The organism is Sulfitobacter sp. HI0040 (assembly GCF_001634885.1).
Taxonomy (GTDB): Bacteria; Pseudomonadota; Alphaproteobacteria; order Rhodobacterales; family Rhodobacteraceae; genus Sulfitobacter.
Genome location: NZ_LWEX01000029.1, coordinates 1 through 17147, shown reverse-complemented (window position 1 = coordinate 17147; position 17147 = coordinate 1). Strand labels below are relative to the sequence as shown.

The 17147-nt window shown below is 59.9% G+C and carries 16 protein-coding genes; 13 read left to right on the top strand and 3 right to left on the bottom strand.

Going from position 1 to position 17147, the window contains the following annotated elements; all coding sequences use genetic code 11:
• Window positions 1-666: 666 nt before the first annotated feature.
• Window positions 667-1116: a hypothetical protein gene (locus A3728_RS23620; RefSeq protein WP_067920146.1), complete on the top strand. Its 450-nt coding sequence runs from the start codon at window positions 667-669 to the stop codon at window positions 1114-1116.
• A gap of 10 nt (window positions 1117-1126) precedes the next feature.
• Window positions 1127-1393, top strand: a complete 267-nt coding sequence (locus A3728_RS23615) for a thiamine pyrophosphate-dependent enzyme (RefSeq protein ID WP_067920144.1) — start codon at window positions 1127-1129, stop codon at window positions 1391-1393.
• Window positions 1394-1488: 95 nt separating this feature from the next.
• On the opposite strand, the gene A3728_RS03035 is transcribed toward A3728_RS23615, so the two are convergent.
• From A3728_RS03035 to A3728_RS22155, 3 genes are read right to left on the bottom strand one after another with little or no spacing between them, the layout of a single operon-like run.
• Window positions 1489-3258, bottom strand: a complete 1770-nt coding sequence (locus A3728_RS03035) for a TRAP transporter permease (RefSeq protein ID WP_067951098.1) — start codon at window positions 3256-3258, stop codon at window positions 1489-1491.
• A 56-nt stretch (window positions 3259-3314) separates the two neighbouring features.
• Complete coding sequence (locus A3728_RS03030) at window positions 3315-4277, bottom strand: TAXI family TRAP transporter solute-binding subunit (RefSeq protein WP_082850884.1); 963 nt, start codon at window positions 4275-4277, stop codon at window positions 3315-3317.
• Window positions 4274-5314: an alpha/beta hydrolase gene (locus tag A3728_RS22155; RefSeq protein WP_067951096.1), complete on the bottom strand. Its 1041-nt coding sequence runs from the start codon at window positions 5312-5314 to the stop codon at window positions 4274-4276. The genes A3728_RS03030 and A3728_RS22155 overlap by 4 nt, the downstream gene beginning before the upstream one ends.
• Window positions 5315-5325: 11 nt before the next feature.
• Between A3728_RS22155 and A3728_RS03015 the strand changes: the two genes are divergently transcribed.
• The 11 genes from A3728_RS03015 to panC all read left to right on the top strand — a co-directional run.
• Window positions 5326-6249 (top strand): LysR family transcriptional regulator, encoded by a 924-nt coding sequence (locus A3728_RS03015; RefSeq protein ID WP_067920134.1) that lies wholly within the window; start codon window positions 5326-5328, stop codon window positions 6247-6249.
• A gap of 652 nt (window positions 6250-6901) precedes the next feature.
• Window positions 6902-7972, top strand: a complete 1071-nt coding sequence (locus A3728_RS03010; RefSeq protein WP_067920132.1) for an ABC transporter ATP-binding protein — start codon at window positions 6902-6904, stop codon at window positions 7970-7972.
• A 4-nt stretch (window positions 7973-7976) separates the two neighbouring features.
• On the top strand, window positions 7977-8888 hold the full coding sequence (locus A3728_RS03005; protein ID WP_067920130.1) for an ABC transporter permease: 912 nt from the start codon (window positions 7977-7979) through the stop codon (window positions 8886-8888).
• Window positions 8881-9687 carry an ABC transporter permease gene (locus tag A3728_RS03000; protein WP_067920128.1) on the top strand — a complete coding sequence of 269 codons (807 nt, stop codon included), beginning with the start codon at window positions 8881-8883 and terminating at the stop codon, window positions 9685-9687. Before A3728_RS03005 ends, A3728_RS03000 begins: the two co-directional genes overlap by 8 nt.
• A gap of 28 nt (window positions 9688-9715) precedes the next feature.
• Entirely contained in the window at window positions 9716-10738 is a 1023-nt protein-coding gene (locus tag A3728_RS02995) for an ABC transporter substrate-binding protein (RefSeq protein WP_067920126.1), read from the top strand.
• A gap of 106 nt (window positions 10739-10844) precedes the next feature.
• The gene (locus A3728_RS02990) at window positions 10845-12521 is read left to right on the top strand and encodes an amidohydrolase (protein ID WP_067920124.1); all 1677 of its coding nucleotides are present in this window, start codon (window positions 10845-10847) and stop codon (window positions 12519-12521) included.
• Window positions 12522-13495: 974 nt separating this feature from the next.
• A complete protein-coding gene (gene nadA / locus A3728_RS02980; RefSeq protein ID WP_067920120.1) occupies window positions 13496-14494 on the top strand; it encodes a quinolinate synthase NadA in 999 nt (332 codons plus the stop codon).
• Window positions 14495-14498: 4 nt separating this feature from the next.
• Window positions 14499-14696: a hypothetical protein gene (locus A3728_RS02975; protein ID WP_067920117.1), complete on the top strand. Its 198-nt coding sequence runs from the start codon at window positions 14499-14501 to the stop codon at window positions 14694-14696.
• Window positions 14693-15541 carry a carboxylating nicotinate-nucleotide diphosphorylase gene (gene nadC / locus A3728_RS02970; protein WP_067920114.1) on the top strand — a complete coding sequence of 283 codons (849 nt, stop codon included), beginning with the start codon at window positions 14693-14695 and terminating at the stop codon, window positions 15539-15541. The genes A3728_RS02975 and nadC overlap by 4 nt, the downstream gene beginning before the upstream one ends.
• A 124-nt stretch (window positions 15542-15665) precedes the next feature.
• Window positions 15666-16493, top strand: a complete 828-nt coding sequence (gene panB / locus A3728_RS02965) for a 3-methyl-2-oxobutanoate hydroxymethyltransferase (RefSeq protein WP_067920112.1) — start codon at window positions 15666-15668, stop codon at window positions 16491-16493.
• Window positions 16490-17147: pantoate--beta-alanine ligase (gene panC, locus A3728_RS02960; RefSeq protein WP_082857950.1), on the top strand; the 658-nt coding region annotated here is incomplete at its 3' end. The genes panB and panC, both read left to right, overlap by 4 nt.

Genomic DNA, 17147 nt, shown 5'->3' with positions numbered 1-17147 from the left:
ACCCTTCCATGATAGGGTGGATTCGAGTCATTGTTTATCTCTTTTACCGGTCTAGCTTGGAACGGGAAAGCTAGCTTGGGGCACCACCCGCCGACCGCAGAGAAAACTTTCAGAGCCCGACACACAGGATAACGCCGATCGAGATCAGCATTTGACGAAGGCAATCAATGAACTTTGACGGACGTGACCAACAGGGGTCATGTCCGTCAACTGATTTGCGTAATAGCTTTCCGTCAACCCAGTAGCAGAATGGCGCCCAACGGGATCACTACATTGCAATCGGACACCGCAGGCTGCTGCTGCGCCGGACGATTAGGGTACCAAAGCCGACAAGTGCCCGCTCGCGGATAATATCCTGCCGGAATGGTTATCGCAGTGGGCGGATAATCGTTTCGTACGGCCATTCCCATACTGACACCGGTTTGATGCGCGCTTGCGAACTCAAGCGGAAGGCTAATCAAAGTCAGTACGGCAAAAGCCATTGACCCTGACTTAAGGAATCTGAGCATTTGATTTCTCCTTTTCTGAAAGGGACCTCCCAAAGAGGCGGCCCTAGGCTAAAAACAAACACCTTGTTTAGGAAAAGGTTCCGATATGTGAGTGTCCCATACAAAAACTCTCAGGATCAGATTTGACCACGGTTGAAAAGGCAAGGTGGGAACTGGAATGATACGCTTCGTTCTTTCCGCGACAGCGCCGGACCACGCGGCGCCCGTGTCGCATTGGACGCGCACCTCGCCCGCCGCCGATACCGTGGGCGGCGACGCCCTGGGCGAAGAGACGCTGGAGGTCGCAGGCCGCATCGCCGCCAGGACCGGCTGCAAATTGCTGGCCGAATGGGCGAACGCGCGGCATGAGCGTGGCGCGGGCCGGGTCTTCGTCAACCGCCTGCCCTACCCAATCGACGCGGCGCTCAAGGTTCTGGCCCGGTTCAAACGGATCGTGCTGGTCGGTGACCGCGCCCCCATCGGCTTCTTTGCCTATCCCGGCAAGCCTGCGCGACTCACCCGCGAGGATGCCGAGATCATTTCGCTCGCCCCGCGGGCACGGATCTGGGCGCAGCACTCGGGGCGCTCTGGACGCGCTGGCGGCTGTCATCGCCCGCGCTATTCCTGAAGACGGCATCGTGGTGGACGAATCCGTGACCAGCGGGCGCGGGTTCTCTCCCGCGACGAAGGGGGCGGCACGGCATACATGGCTGAATAACTGCGTTGGCTCCATCGGGTACGGGATGCCGCTGGCCATCGGATGCGCCATTGCCTGCCTGGACCGCAAGGTTCTGGGCCTGATCGGCGACGGCTCGGCGATGTATACCGTGCAGGCGCTTTGGACCATGGCGCGCGAGGCGCTGGATATCACGGTGCTGATCTTTGCCAACCAGAGCAAAACCTGATGATCGGTCAATGGCGACGACACTGGAAGAACCAGAATATGGAGGTGGGCGCCGACTACTACATGCACTATCGAAACCCCGCTGGTGGAGATTGGCTAAATCGCAATCCGCCAAAGGATCAGCGCGACGCCGATCGCGACCAGCAGAACGCGCCAGATGGCCCGCAACTGGCTGCGGAACCAACCGGCAAAACCGATTGTAACGAGCGCGACGCCAAAGGCGGTCGGAACAAAAGCCAACGTCGCATCCCACGCCGACCCCGCCAACAGCAGGGCGGGGTTGTAAGCAAAAGCAAAAGGGAGGACGAAAGCGGGCCAACCGAACCGCAGTGCAGCGACAGCCGTTCGCATGGGCCCAGCATCCGCAAGTGTTGCCGCGGCGAAAGCCGCTATGGCTACGGGCGGAGTGATCATCGACATCATGCCAAAATAGAGGACAAAAAGATGAGCGGATATGGGATCGATTCCCAATCTGGTCAGCGCCGGTGCGACCAGCGCGGCCAGAAGCACGTAGACCGCGATAGTAGGCATTCCCATACCAAGGACGATGGAAACTCCTGCTGCTAGAAACAGCAGTGTGAGGGCCTCGTCACGCGCGAACCCCACAAGATAGGACGTCATGCCAAAGCTAAGCCCGGTTTCATTCAAAACTCCGATCACGATACCGGCGGCGGCAGTGATAACGACGATTTGCGCAAAGCTGGTCCCTCCCGCTGCAATCGCCGCGATCAACCTGTCCGGTCGCAGCCCGGGCCGGGCGTTTGGCAGGACCAGTCCGACGAGAAGCAGAGTGGCGCTGGCGATTAATCCGGCGGTGGCAGGCTGATAACTCAATCCGAAAAGCGCCCATATCAGGACAACAAAAGGCAGTGCAAAAACCCAGCCGCGGCGCAGAACGACACCGGCGCGCGGTCTCTCCGACGCTGCCATTCCGGATATACCCTCTCGCGCGGCGGTGAGATCTGCCTGCAGGAACAGCGCAAGATAGTAGAGTAGCGCAGGTACCAGAGCGGCGATGACTACCTCGCCGTAAGAGATGTTCAGGAACTCCGCCATCAGGAAGGCCGCGGCTCCCATCACCGGCGGGGTCAACTGGCCCCCAGTGGAGGCGACTGCCTCAATCCCGGCGGCATTTTCCGCCCGGAACCCTGATCGGCGCATCAGCGGAATGGTAATCACTCCAGTTGTCGCCACGTTTGAAACAGCACTCCCCGAGATCGACCCGAAGAGCGCCGAGGCGACGATGGAAATCTTTGCCGCCCCGCCACGAAAACCACCCATCAGCGCCGCAGCAAGATCTGTAAAGAAGGCGGCGCCTCCGAGATGGTCAAGAAGGCGACCGAACGCCACAAAGACCACAACAACCGTCGCCGCGATGGCCAGCGGTGTACCGAGTATCCCCCCGGTATCCAATGCGAGTTGCGTGGACAGCCGTTCAGGCGAAATGGGCAGAGCTTGGAACTGGCCTGGTAGCGCGGCCCCCCAAAGACCGTAGCCACCGAAGAGCAGCACCACCACCGTAAGTGGCCAGCCCGCCACCCGGTAAAGCGCCAGCAGCAGTGTCAGGATAACCGCGACCGAAACCCACAACGCGTCGCTCGGATTGATCGCAGCAGCAAGCGAAAGCGCAGGGTACTGCCACGCAAGCCAAGCACCACCTGCCAGTGCGGTCCCCGCGAAAGCAAGGTCAAGAGGTCGACCGATAATTCGCGGCAGACGGTTCAGCGGAATTGTCAGAAACACATATGCGACGGCAAGTCCAAGAACCGCGGCCAGGAATTGTTCAGTATAGATGGCCAGCCGCAGCATCCTGTGAACGCCCGCGGCCCAAGCCACCGCAAGCACGACCATACTGATGGCAAGCACCGCCGCGAGCGGTCCGGCCCCCGTTCGAGGGGCCGGTATTTTTCCACGACTTTTGGTCACTCCATCAGGCCGGCTTCGCGGTAAAATCGCAAGGCGCCGGGATGATAGGTCGCGCCTTCTACCTGTACCGCCATGTCTGCAGGGTCGAAGCGACGGAAGGATCCATGGGTTTCCGCCAGAGCGGCCTTGTTTTCGTGAAGGGCTTTAACCACTGAATAAACAAGTTCGTCATCGGCACCCGCATGGGTCAATAGCGCGTACTGATAACCGATCAAATCCACCGGCGCGGTGATTTCAGGCAACCGATCCACAGGCTCCACCCGGCCGACATAGCTTCCCGGGAGCGACTCGGCGACTTTGGCAGCCGCTTCTTCCCCGTCGATAACGGAGATGAAACGAACCGGTCCCTGCGCCATGGTCTGCCGTACCACGCCAGACCCGGGGGCCAGCATAACCCCAACGACGGCCCCCTGCGCCAACAGGTTTGCTCCTTCGACGAAATTCGGCACCGGTACGCCGTCAAGATCATCAGAGCTCATCCCCGCGGCTTCCAGCACGGCGTCCTGCATCACGCCAACAAGCTGCTGCCTTGCATAGCCTATGGGGAAGGGCTTGCCGCGCAAGTCCTCCAACGATTGGATATCGCTGTCGGCAGCAACCATGATGCCCACCTCGAACGGCTGCAACATTGCGGCGACTCTGATGTCCGAATTAACGTTGCCTTCAAAATTGCCACTGCCCTGCGTGGCGAAAACCGCCTCGAATGTATTTGACGTGGAAAAATCGATTTCGCCCCGGTTGAGCGCAGGTATGAAGACTGAAGATCCCCCCTGCCCCACCGCACGCATGCTGATGTCGGTATTGTCGGACACTACTTGAGCTACGCCCGCGGCGATTGCATATCCGAGCGAGCCTTGCGGCAGTGTTCCCACCGCAACAGGGCCAGACTGCGCCAGCGCGCCAACGGCGTTGGATATGGTAATAACAGCGGCCATCGCCCCTGATCTAAACAGTTTCATCGTGATCTCCTCCTCTGTGGCTTGTTGTTCTCCGTGGTCTCAGCGTCAATCGAATGGCTCTCCCGGGGCCGGTGTCCCATTTCGTGTGGCATGTTGAGAAGGTGCTCCAACCGCTGCCCAACTTCGGAATTGGTGACCCCGAGCTGATCGGCCATCTCAAAATGATTCGCACCTTCGATTCTTGTGCAGGAAGCAAGCCGCCCCCCCCTTCCCAAAGCTGTCGCATAGGCCAGCGATTGCCGGATAAATTCCGGTGATTCCTCAGAACCGAATAAAAGATGCAGCGGGACCTTCATCTGGGCGATCCGTTCAATCGGGCTGAGCCTCTTTCGCTCGTTGTTGCTCAGGTGAATGTATTGGCGCCGCGCACTCAGCATGACTGGTTGCAGATCGTAAGAGCCACTGATGCAAAGGATTGCGCGTAATGCGGAAACGGGCAGCGCGCCACCGAAATTATATGAAGCAAGCAACGCCGCCATGTGAGCACCGGATGAATGCCCCGAGACAACGATCCCGTCGGCCCGCCCTGTTTTCACGAACCTGTCGAATGTCCAGAGTGTCGCGCGCGCAATCTGATCGAGCACATCCGGCATGCGATAGTCCGGTAATTTCCCGAACTCGGGTACGACGAACGGCACGTTCTGAGCACGCATGGAAGCGGCGATAAAACTGCAATCCTCCTTCGATTGACGATGCCACGCACCGCCATGCAGATGCAGGTGAACCACCCTGCCCCCGCCGCCGAAAAGATCGAGGGTCTCGCAGGGGTCTGGCCCATAGGCCAGTTCGCTATATCCTTTATCCGCACGGCGCAGGGGGGCGCCCCGTTTCGCCCAGCTATCCATCAGAACCGCCATGTTGGACGCCCATTCCGCTTGGGTATATGCGTGGTCAAGTTCGGCCTGAGTATAGTGCAGATATACATTCTTGGCATGGGCAGCAGCTGAAGATGGCACATCCCGTTCCTTGTTCTGCGGTGTGATCCAGTAGACCGGACGGACCAACTGCTGCCTATTGCCTTTTGAAGCTTTGCCCATAACAATTTGTAATGCTTTTGAACCATCGAGAATTGCGTGTCTTTCTTTCCATCGCCCGTGCCGGTTCCATCAACGCGGCGGCGGAGCGCATAGGGATGACACAACCAGCGCTCAGCCGATCGCTACGGCGTCTGGAAGAGACCTTGGGCGCACCGTTGTTTGACCGGCACGCAGGTGGCATGAGCCTCACCGATTTCGGCAAAACGCTACGCCGGCACGGCGAGATGATGGAATTCGAAACCTCCCGCGTGGTGGAAGAGATACGCATGCTGAATGGGGCTGCCGCAGGCTTTGTTCGGATAGGGCTGGTACCCAGCGCGATCACGACGTTGCTGCAACCGACGCTCGCAGCAATCGGCCGCACCGCCCCGCAAATTCAGGTCCAGGTCGTGGAAGGAGCGGGAGATGAGATGCTGAATGCCGTCGCCAACGGACGGGTGGACTTTGCCGTAATAGGTAGCATCAACCCCAGCTATACCCCAGATGTTATCGTCACACCGATTTGCGAAGAAGAGGTCTGCGTTCTCGGCCACCCCAGTCATCCGATCTTTGACCACCCTGAACTGGCGCTTGAAGATCTGACAAATTACCGCTGGATCCTGCCCGAGAAAGGAAACGCCATCTGGCTGGGCTTCGACGGCATATTTCGCCGGAACGGATTGACCCCGCCAACGCCCGCCGTAGCAACGAATTCTGTCCAGACCCTAAAATCCATGGTTTGCAAGGGCGGCTACCTCACGATGATGACCCGGGTGATCTTCGCTCTCGAAGAAGAACACGGGCTTGTCCGATCGGTGCCATTGCTCGAAACACGCTGGAAGCGCGAAATCGTGCTCGCACGCCGCAGTCATCATCAGGCATTGCCGGCAGAAAAACTTTTCCTTTCGAAACTGATGGAGATCGCCCGAACGCTCCCTGGCCACTCAACCCCATAGTCAGCACCCGCCTGGGCGCCGAATTCCGTATAAATCGGCCGTTCGGCGGACAAACCGATCATCTCCCGAAGCAAGTCGTCATCAGTGCTCTTTTCCATGAGCACGCCCGTCCGCTATCTGGTTGGTCATCGGGTTTGATCCTCGGTTCAGGATTGTGGTCACGACCCGACCCGACCGAGAAGCCCTAAGGCGTCATCCTGAGGTGGAAGTCATAAGCCAAGGTCGCGCCGTCAGAAATGTGATCGAATTTCCGTGGATCAACGGTCAAGCCGAAGGCCAGATTAACCACTGAAGACCTTGTAGAGAGCGATATCATGGTGAACGGGCCCGAGCATGCTCAGGGCTAGAATGCTTCCGTTCCAACACCCAAATCAAGCAAGACTCAATTTGAGAGCAAAGCGACGCCCGTTCCTTTATCGAATACTGATGCCAGATAACCCTTCCAGTGACTGGAAGCTGAATCCCCCAGTGCCAGATATATCGGAGTTCGCGGAAGTTGGCAGTTCTTCCGATCTTCCCTTTTCCAGCCCCCTGAAGCGGACGTTACGTCAATTTCTTCCTTGCACGACTCCGGAACATGGGATTAGCCTCACAATAATATGATCAAAAGATGGGTGCGACAGGATGGACCTTCGGTGGAACGGAGCGGCGCATGATTGAGATCTCCGGTGTCAGCAAGACCTATGGCACGGGAAAGAGCCGGTTCCTGGCGCTGGACGATGTCAGTGTCACGATCGCGCAGAACGAATTCTTCACCCTGCTCGGCCCTTCTGGATGCGGTAAAACCACGCTGCTGCGGGTCATTGCAGGCTTCGTCGATCCCACCGCAGGCAGCGTCACGATGGAAGGGCAAGACCTGCTTCGGTCGCCGCCGCATCACCGCCCGGTGAACACCGTTTTCCAAAGTTACGCGCTCTTTCCACATTTGACTGTGAGGCAGAATATTTCCTTCGGGCTCGAAATGCTGGGCAAGCCGAAGGACGAGATTGCCCAGACGGTCGGGGAAATGATGGCGCTGGTCCAGATGGAACAGATGGCGGACCGGGAAACGAGCCAGATCTCCGGCGGCCAACAACAGCGCGTGGCACTTGCCCGGGCCCTTGCCCCCAAACCGAAAGTCCTGCTGCTGGATGAACCGCTTTCCGCGCTCGACTTCAAGCTTCGCAAGGAAATGCAGATCGAGCTCAAGCGACTTCAGACCGAAACCGGCATCACCTTTGTCTTCGTTACGCATGACCAGGAGGAAGCGCTGACGATGTCGGACCGGATCGCGGTAATGAATGCCGGGTCGATCCGCCAGATCGGCAGCCCGCGTGATATCTACGACCACCCGGCCGAACGTTTCGTGGCGGACTTTATCGGGGATACGAATTTCCTCCCTGTGGAGGTCCTGTCTTCCGAAGGAACGGAGGCGCAGGTGCGACTGGGGTCGGGTCAACGGATCGCCGCTCGGGCCGGGGACGGACGAGAGGGTGGCGGAGTGACTCTGGCGGTACGCCCCGAACACGCCCGCATCGTACCCGAGGCCGAGGGCCTTGCGGCGGGCCGGCTGTCAAATCTTGTTTATTTCGGCACAGACACCCATTACCACGTAGACCTTGATGACGGCACGCGCTTCGTCGTGCGGGCGCAAAACAATCCGGACATGTTCCAGCACGCCGCACAGGGCGACAGGGTGGGCATCGCCTTTCCCGGCGGCGTGGGTCAAGTGCTGAGGGATTAACGGGATGAGCGATCTGGCACGCAAACGCGACCGACGCGAAGCCCGCAACCGGTGGCTCCTGCTCGCCCCGGCTTTGACGATCCTGATTTTCGCCGCGAGCGGTCCGCTGCTGATCACACTGGTTTATTCCTTCCTCACCGCCGGGGATTACGGCGGGGTGAGATGGGAATTCTCCACCGATGCCTGGTTCAATGTCTTTCTTCAGCGCGATATCTTCGATGACACGCTGAGCTTTGCCGATGCGCATCTGTCGATCTTCTGGCGCTCTGTGAAACTATCCCTTCTCACAACGATCGGGGCGATCATCCTCGGTTTTCCCACGGCCTATTTCATCGCGACCCGCCCGAAGCATCAGCGCGATTTCTGGATGCTACTGATCATTATCCCCTTCTGGACAAACTTGCTCATACGAACCTTCGCGGTAATGGAGTTGATCCGCAACGAAGGCACGCTCAACACCTTTCTCATTTCCATCGGCGTTATCGACGAACCGCTACAGATCTTGTTCACCGAAACGGCAATCATGATCGGTATGCTCTACGTCTACCTGCCGCTCATGGTCCTGCCTCTGTATGCGAGCATGGAGCGCCTCGAATTCAGCCTGATCGAAGCGGGCTACGATCTATATGCCAGCCGTTTTGCCGTCTTGCGCCGGATCATTCTGCCCTTGGTCAAGCCGGGGCTCATCGCGGGATCAATCCTCGTCTTCGTGCCCTCGCTTGGGGCCTATGTGACGCCTCGGGTCATGGGCGGGGGTAAACAGCTCATGCTGGGCAACCTGATCGAGTTACAGTTCGGACAAGGCCGCAACTGGCCCCTTGGCGCGGCCCTTTCGATCACACTTCTCGCCACCGTAATGGTGGCCCTGCTGTTCTATGTCCGGGCCGCCGGACGGGAGGAGGTCAGCCATGGCTAGGGCAACCGGCTTCGACATCCGGCGGCAATACGGCTTCACCACCATCGCCGCCATATGTTTCATCTCGCTCTACCTGCCAGTCATTCTTTTGGTGGTATATTCGTTCAACGCGGGCAGTTCCGTCGCCATCTGGGAGGGGTTCTCACTTCGCTGGTACGCCAGCGCCTGGGCCAACGAACAGGTGCAGGAAGCGACCGTCCGCAGCCTCATCATCGCGTTCTGGGCCGCCCTTATCAGTACTTCGGCGGCCGTACTTGCTGCCTTGGCCACCACCCGGGTTAGGCCCTACCGGGGATATTCGGCTGTCTTCGCGACGATAAACCAGCCCCTCATGGTTCCTGAAATCGTCACTGCAGTGGCACTGCTCATCTTTTTCGCAGGCATCAAGGTGCAGACAGGCTACACCGGGTTGGGATATCTGGTCATCGCGCATTCCGCCTTCTGCATTCCTTTTGCTTACCTGCCGATCCGCGCCCGGTTGCAGGGAATGGACCTGACGCTGGAGCAGGCGGCCTCCGATCTCTATGCCTCACCCTTTCAGGTGTTCAGACGCATTACGCTGCCCCAGCTATGGCCGGGTATCCTTGCCGGGGCCATGCTGGCCTTTGTGATCAGCCTCGATGACGTGGTGATCACCGAATTTGTCAAATCCGCAGGGCAGGATACACTACCCACCTACATGCTGGGACAGCTGCGCCGGGTGGTGACGCCCGAAGTCAACGCGATTTCTACCGTCCTGCTGGGCATTTCGGTGACCATGGTCATCGCCTTCTTCTTCGTCAGTCGAATCCGCAAGTAACCACAACCGCAAAACAGGGAGTACTGTAATGAGAAAGACATTTACCGCCATTGTCGCCGCAGGGTTCGCGGCTCCGGCCTTCGCCGAGGGCGAGTTGAACATCTATAACTGGGGCAACTACACCAGCCCCGAGATGATCGAGAAATTCGAAAAGGAATACGACGTCGACGTCACGATCACCGATTACGACAGCAACGACACCGCGCTGGCCAAGATCAAGGCGGGTGGTCACGGCTTCGATATCGTGGTGCCCTCGGGGACCTATATCCCGATCTTCGTGCAGGAGGGCCTGCTGATGGAGCTCGATCCATCGGAACTTAAAAATCACGGTAACATCGAAGATCGCTGGATGGATGTCGCCTTCGATCCGGGCCGAAAGTATTCCGTGCCATGGCAGTGGGGCACCGTGGGCGTGACTGTGAACACTTCCGTCTATGACGGTAACATCAACGATGCGGCCCTCATCCTCGACCCACCAGAGGAACTGAAGGGCAAGATCAACGTCGTGCCGGAAATGAACGACGTGATGGGCATGGCTATTCACTATGTCGGCGGCGAAACCTGCACCGGCGACAAGGAAGTGCTGAAAAAAGTGCGCGACGTACTGGTGGAAGCCAAGAAGAACTGGCTCTCCATGGACTACGGAAACATCGAGAAATACGCCAAGGGCGACCTTGCGGCCGGGGTGAACTGGAACGGTGCGTCGATGCGGGCACGTCTGCAAAACGACGATATCGCCTTCGGCTACCCGGCGACGGGATACCCCGTCTGGATGGACAATGCGGCCATCCTTTCCGATGCCCAGAACGTGGAGAACGCGAAGCTGTTCCTCGACTTCATCATGGAACCCGAAAATGCCGCGATGCTTTCCGAATTCGCCCGCTACGCGAACGGGATCGAAGGCTCGGAGGAGTTCATGCCGGAAGACATGAAGACAGCACCGGAGATCGTCGTCCCGGACGAGGTAAAGGACGCAGCCTATATCGCTGAAACGTGCCCCCCTGAAGTTTCAAAGATCTACACCCAGATCTGGACGGAACTGCAGAAGTGATGCACGGCGCGCAGCATCTGCCGGTGCTGCGCCCAGCGACGGGTTCGATGGTATACCGCGCGCCGCACCTTCCGGGCGGCGCGCCGCCAACAGGCAGATGATTTTTATGACAAAGCATCCCGACATAATCATATTCAATGGCGCGCTTCTGACATTTGACGAATCCACACCGCCGGGCGCGACTGCCATTGCAATCTCGGATGGGGTTATCCAGTCACTCGGGACGGACGCCGAGTTACGTGACCTCGCCGGCCCCCAGACCAAGGTGATCGATGCGCGAGGCGGGACGGTTATGCCCGGCTTCATCGATAGCCATGTCCACCTTTTCGGCGGCTCTGTCGAACTATCCTGCCTTGACCTTTTTGGCGTACAGGGGATGGACGCGCTCAGGGCCGCAATCGCCCCCTATGCAAACGCCCATCCTGAAGACCGCATCGTCTTCGCCGTGCAGGCCGATTACGCGATCCTGCATGATACGCGTACCCCCACGCGACAGGAACTGGACGAAGCCAGCCCCGACAGACCCTTCGCCATGTTCGCGCCAGACCATCACACAATATGGGCCAATACCGCCGCCTTGGAACTCGCCGGTCTGTTGCACGGCGGGGAAACGGATGCCGGTAGCATCATCGTCATGGGAGAGGACGGACTGGCCACAGGGGAACTGCGTGAACCCGGGGCCTATGGTCCGATCCTGAAGCTGACACGCCATGGCGGGCGCGATATGGCCGGGCTCGTCACCGGGGCTGATCCGGTGCCGACCCCGACCCCGGAACAACGTGAAAAAGACAAGGCGGTGATCGCCGAGGGTATGAAACATTGCGCCGCACAGGGGATCACCGGGCTCCACTGCATGGACGGCAACCGCTATCAGCTCGAACTGCTGAGCGAGATGGAAGCGGAAGGCACGCTCCTGTGCCGCACAGCCGTACCCTTTCACCTCAAGAGCTTCGACCCGCTTGAGCGTTTGGAAGAAGCAGAGTCCATGCGCCGCGACTTCGCCGGCGACAAGGTCTGGTGCCGCCATGTGAAGATGTTCATCGACGGTGTGGTCGAGGGCCGGACCGCCCTGATGCTGGAGCCCTACCCAGGGACCACGGACAACTACGGCGACCCGGTCTTCGAAGCCGAACATTTCAATGAAGCCTGCCGGCGCATCGACGCCATGGGAATGCAAATTGCGGTACATGCCATCGGCGACGCCGGGATCAGGCGCACCATAGACGGCTTCGAAGCCGCCCGCGCCGCCAACGGAGAACGCGACAGCCGCCACCGGATCGAACACTTGGAAGTCATGCATCCGGACGATATCCCCCGGTTGGCCGAGCTGGACATCGTAGCGTCAATCCAACCCGGTCATGCACCCTTCGGCGGCATATTTCCCCCTGGCGGGGTCGGCAAATACCTGCACGATCATCAGATTGCGGGGGCCTACCCATGGCGGCAAATCCGCGATAGCGGCGCAACCGTCATCTTCTCGACCGATTGGCCGGTGATCGGGGTGGAAGTCATGACGAACGTGAAGGCGGCGATCGCACCCATGGGCCTCGGCCCTGAATGGCCCGACCAAACACAGACACTGATTGAAACGCTCACCAGCTATACCCGGGACAATGCCTGGGCGGAATTCAACGAAGACCGCAAGGGCCGCATCGCTCCCGGGCTGATGGCGGATGTCGTTGTGATGAGCCACGACCTGAAAAAGCTTGCACCCGATCAGATTACCGATGCCACGGCTCAAACAACTATTTGCGCGGGAAAAGTGACTTTCGAGAGAGATTAAGGCTGGGAGAAAAGGGTCTGAAAAGCGCCCGATTTGGTAGAAAAGTTAAAAGAAATCGCAGGCATTTTGGCAATCTATTATGGATCAGTTTCCGGTTACCGCCTCGGCCTTGGGTTTGCAGGCTCATGGGCGCTTCTTAACGAGCCGGTCGAAACGTTATATGATGCTGTCTAGCCTGACAAATTCGGCATCGAAGCCCCCGCCTGACCAGCGCGCCCGCGTCCTCGTATTGCTCGTCAACCGGATAGGCAAGCGCTTCGAGGAATTTTTTGTAGCTCGAACCACCCGGCACCTTCGGGTCGGCAGGGTCCGGTGGGNTCGGGCAGCCGTGGATAGGTCATGCGCGGGGTGACCTCGTAGACCTCCTTGATCCGGATGGTGTGGCCCCAGTCTTCAGCGCAGTCGGAGACATAATGGATCGTTCTGGTAGCGGTCTGGATCTTGCGTACTCCAACCCGTAACCTCGCTGCAATCTCCCGCGAGAACCGGCATAGATTTCTCACACTGCTTTGCGCCCCGTCGAGCGCTCAGATTTTCGTTTTCCGGTCAGTGGCGCACCAGTCGATCTTTAGCAGGTCTACGATGGATAAATGGCTTGTTTTAAAACAGCGAGGACAAATCCGGTAGTGGCACGTGCCACTGACGCCGTCCAACGATACGACGGGCAAAAAGGTGGAGCAACATACGCGAATCAGGTGACGGCGGGTGGGGTGATCGATTCCGGGGTCCGCTCGGAATACGAATAACGTCCACTTCCCCACCCGGGCCGCTCCAAATTCCTACCGCGCTCCCACGCCTCAGCCCGTGATCGTCTGCCAATGCCTTTCCGCCACATGTTAGCGTATATCATTGCGATATTACCCTCGCTGAAACTTGTCCTTGCTTCGGTCGACCATTAGACACTTCCCAGCCGAAACCGTTCAGGTGCGGTCGCGCCCTTCGCGGCGGCCCGAATTGACTTGAAGATTCTCCCCTTGCTCGACCAGATCGCGAAGCGCGCCGAACTCGCGGATCATTACGATCTTTCCCCTTCCTTGGATATCGCGGACGCCCAGGCCGATCTCTACGCCCGAATGGACCGTGTCGTGACACCCCCGGACTGGGCGATCTATGCGCCCTATGTGGCGGCGATCAACGAGCTCAAGAAAGAACGCAACGCGGTCATTCTGGCGCACAATTACATGACGCCCGAGATCTACCACGGCATTGCCGACGTGATCGTCCAGTGCGGCGTCCATTTCATGGCCGAGACCTCGAAGATCCTGAACCCGTCCAAGACGGTGCTAATCCCCGACATGGCGGCCGGTTGTTCGCTGGCCGAAAGCATCACCGCCGAGGGCATCGCCGAGATGCGCGCCAAGTATCCCGGCGCGCCCGTGGTCACCTATGTGAACACCACGGCCGAGGTGGAGGCCGCGTCGGACATCTGCTGCACCTCGTCCAACGCGGTGCAGATCGTGCGCGGCCTGGACAGCGAAACGGTCATCATGACGCCGGATAAATATCTGGCCCGGAACATCGCCAATCTGGTGCCAAAAAAGAACATCGTGTGGTGGGATGGCGCCTGCATCGTGCACGAACGATTTACCGCGCAGGACCTGAAGGACTTCCGCGAATGGAACCCGGGCACCCGGATCATCGCGCATCCCGAATGCCCCCCCGACGTGGTGGCCGAAGCGGATTTCTCAGGTTCGACCAGCGGCATCATCGACTACGTGACGCAGCAGCGCCCGGAAAAAGCGATGCGGGTGACGGAATGTTCCATGGCCTCGAACATCTCTGTCGCGCTGCCGGAGGTGGATTTCGTCGGCCCCTGCAACATGTGCCCCTACATGAAGAAGATCACGCTGGAAAAGATGCTGTGGTCGCTTCACACGATGGAAGGCGCGGTGGAGGTCGATCCCACCGTCGCGGACAAGGCGCGTATTGCGGTTCAGCGCATGATCGACCTCTCTGCCAAGATGGCCGGCTAGGGCAATGACCCCAATCGACACGGCGATTGATACGGGCCGCGTCCTGATCGCCGCCGCCGCGCTGATGCGCCGCGAAAGCCGGGGCGCACATTTCCGCTCGGACTTTCCTGAAACAGACGGCGCAACCGGCACCCGGTCGCTGATGACCCTGCAAGACGCGCTGGCGATCCGCGACACACAGACCCGAAAGGAACCGGCATGAGCCACGTTCCCCTGCCCGACCTGATCCTTGAACCCCTGGTCCGCGCCGCGCTGATGGAGGATCGGGGCACCTACGGCGACATCACCACCCGCACGGTCATCCCCGCCGGCACCAGCTATGCCGCGCGTCTCAATGCGCGCGAAGCCGGCGTCGTGTCGGGCCTGCAGGTTGCCGCGCTGGCGTTCCGGCTCGTCGATCCCGCGCTGAAGATCACCGTGCACAAGGCGGATGGAGACACCATCGCGCCGGGCGATCTGCTGATGGAGATCACGGGCGATGCAGCCTCGATCCTGTCGGGCGAGCGGGTCGCGCTGAACTTTGCCGGGCGCATGTCCGGCATCGCCACGCTGACCGCCGCTTTCGTTGCGGAAACGCGCGGCACCGCCACCCGTGTGACCTGCACCCGCAAGACCACGCCCGGTCTGCGGATCATGGAAAAACAGGCCGTGCTGCATGGCGGCGGATTCAACCACCGCTTCAGCCTGTCGGACGCGATCCTGATCAAGGACAACCACATTGCCGCCGCCGGAGGCATCCGCCCGGTGCTGCAATCGGTCAAGGCGCAGGCGTCCCACATGATCCGCTACGAGATCGAGGTCGACCGGCTGGACCAACTGGCCGAGGTGCTGGACGAAGGCGGGGCGGATGTCGTCCTGTTGGACAATATGGATGCGGAAACGCTTGTGAAAGCGGTAGAAATGACCGCCGGTCGGGTCATTCTGGAAGCCTCGGGCAACATGAAGCTGGATCGCATTGCCGAGGTGGCGGCGACGGGCGTCGACTATATCTCTTCGGGGGCGTTGACCCATTCGGCGCAGGTTCTGGACCTTGGGCTGGACTTCTGAAGCGGAAATCCGTCGTGTACGGATATAACTTTCACGTATAGCAGCGCGCAATAATATTATGCTGCACTTGCGAAAAAATGCCCAAGCGCGTATCCCCTAGCAAGCCTGTCTCTGGAGGACCGACATGAGCCAATCCGCCCCGCAACGCAGCCTTACCGCGTCCGACATCCGCGCGCGAAAGGGCTCCGATCCGCTGGTCTGCCTGACCGCCTATACGACGCCCGTGGCCCGGCTCGCGGATGCGGAATGTGATCTGGTTCTCGTCGGCGACAGCGTCGGCATGGTGCTGCACGGACTGCCCTCGACCCTCGACGTGACGATGGAGATGATGGTGATGCACGGGCGCGCCGTCTCCCGCGGCCTGACCCGTGCACTGATGGTCATCGACATGCCTTTCGGCAGCTACGAGGAAAGCCCCGCACAAGCCTTTCGCAACGCCGCCCGGCTGATGGCCGAAACCGGGGCCGGTGCGGTCAAACTGGAAGGCGGTGCCCATATGGAAGAGACGATCCGCTTCATCGTCGATCGCGGCATCCCCGTCATGGCCCATATCGGCTTGACGCCTCAGGCGGTGAACGCGCTTGGCGGCTACAAGGTACAGGGCCGCGGTGCGGATGCGGACCGGATTGCCGAAGACGCGCGCGCCGTGACCCGCGCCGGCGCTTTCTCGGTCGTGCTGGAAAAGGTGCCCGCCGACCTGGCCGATCAGATCACCAACGAGGTCACGATCCCCACGGTCGGCATCGGGGCCTCGGCGGGCTGTGACGGGCAGATCCTGGTGATCGACGACATGCTGGGACTGTTCGATGCCTTCAAGCCGAAGTTCGTCAAACGCTATGGCGATCTGGCCAGCGACGCCCGCACCGCCATCCGCACCTATGCGGAGGAAGTCCGCGCCCGCAGCTTCCCCGCCGCCGAACATGTCTTTTCCCAAGAGGACCCCGGCACATGAAGATCATCCGCACCAAGGCCGAGTTGCGCGCCCTGACCGAAAGCTGGCGTCGCGCCGGGGAAAGCATCGGCGCGGTGCCGACCATGGGCGCGCTGCATGCCGGCCACCTCAGCCTGGTAGAGCGGGCCTGCGCCGAGAATGACCGGGTGATCGTGACGCTTTTCGTGAACCCCAAGCAGTTCAACAACCCCGAGGATCTGGCGAAATACCCCAGGACCGAAGACAGCGATGCCGAGAAGCTGACGCCATACGGTGCGGATGTGCTCTATGTGCCCGACCGTGCCCAGATGTACCCCGAGGGCTTCGCCACGACGATAACAGTGACCGGCGTCAGCGAAGGGCTCTGCGGCGGGACGCGGCCGGGGCATTTCGACGGGGTCGCGACGGTGGTGGCCAAGCTGTTCCTGCAATGCGATGCCGACCGCGCCTATTTCGGCGAGAAAGACTACCAGCAATTGCAGGTGGTGACCCGCATGGCCGAGGATCTGGACCTCAAGACTCGCGTCGTCGGCTGCCCGACCGTGCGCGAAGACGACGGGCTCGCCATGTCCTCGCGCAACCTGCGGTTGGCTGCCGGCCCGCGCGAAACGGCGTCGGTGATCGCCCGGGTGTTGGCGATCGCGGCAAATGACATCCGAAGGGGTGGAAAAGTCG

Bases quoted from the DNA above. Each gene is read 5' to 3' on its own strand.
- A3728_RS02990 (WP_067920124.1), top strand. From the start codon at position 10,845: ATGACAAAGCATCCCGACATAATCATATTCAATGGCGCGCTTCTGACA.
- panB (WP_067920112.1), top strand. From the start codon at position 15,666: ATGAGCCAATCCGCCCCGCAACGCAGCCTTACCGCGTCCGACATCCGC.
- A3728_RS23620 (WP_067920146.1), top strand. From the start codon at position 667: ATGATACGCTTCGTTCTTTCCGCGACAGCGCCGGACCACGCGGCGCCC.
- A3728_RS02995 (WP_067920126.1), top strand. From the start codon at position 9,716: ATGAGAAAGACATTTACCGCCATTGTCGCCGCAGGGTTCGCGGCTCCG.
- A3728_RS03015 (WP_067920134.1), top strand. From the start codon at position 5,326: ATGCTTTTGAACCATCGAGAATTGCGTGTCTTTCTTTCCATCGCCCGT.
- A3728_RS03010 (WP_067920132.1), top strand. From the start codon at position 6,902: ATGATTGAGATCTCCGGTGTCAGCAAGACCTATGGCACGGGAAAGAGC.
- A3728_RS03030 (WP_082850884.1), bottom strand. From the start codon at position 4,277: ATGAAACTGTTTAGATCAGGGGCGATGGCCGCTGTTATTACCATATCC.
- nadC (WP_067920114.1), top strand. From the start codon at position 14,693: ATGAGCCACGTTCCCCTGCCCGACCTGATCCTTGAACCCCTGGTCCGC.
- A3728_RS03000 (WP_067920128.1), top strand. From the start codon at position 8,881: ATGGCTAGGGCAACCGGCTTCGACATCCGGCGGCAATACGGCTTCACC.
- A3728_RS02975 (WP_067920117.1), top strand. From the start codon at position 14,499: ATGACCCCAATCGACACGGCGATTGATACGGGCCGCGTCCTGATCGCC.
- A3728_RS22155 (WP_067951096.1), bottom strand. From the start codon at position 5,314: ATGGGCAAAGCTTCAAAAGGCAATAGGCAGCAGTTGGTCCGTCCGGTC.
- A3728_RS03005 (WP_067920130.1), top strand. From the start codon at position 7,977: ATGAGCGATCTGGCACGCAAACGCGACCGACGCGAAGCCCGCAACCGG.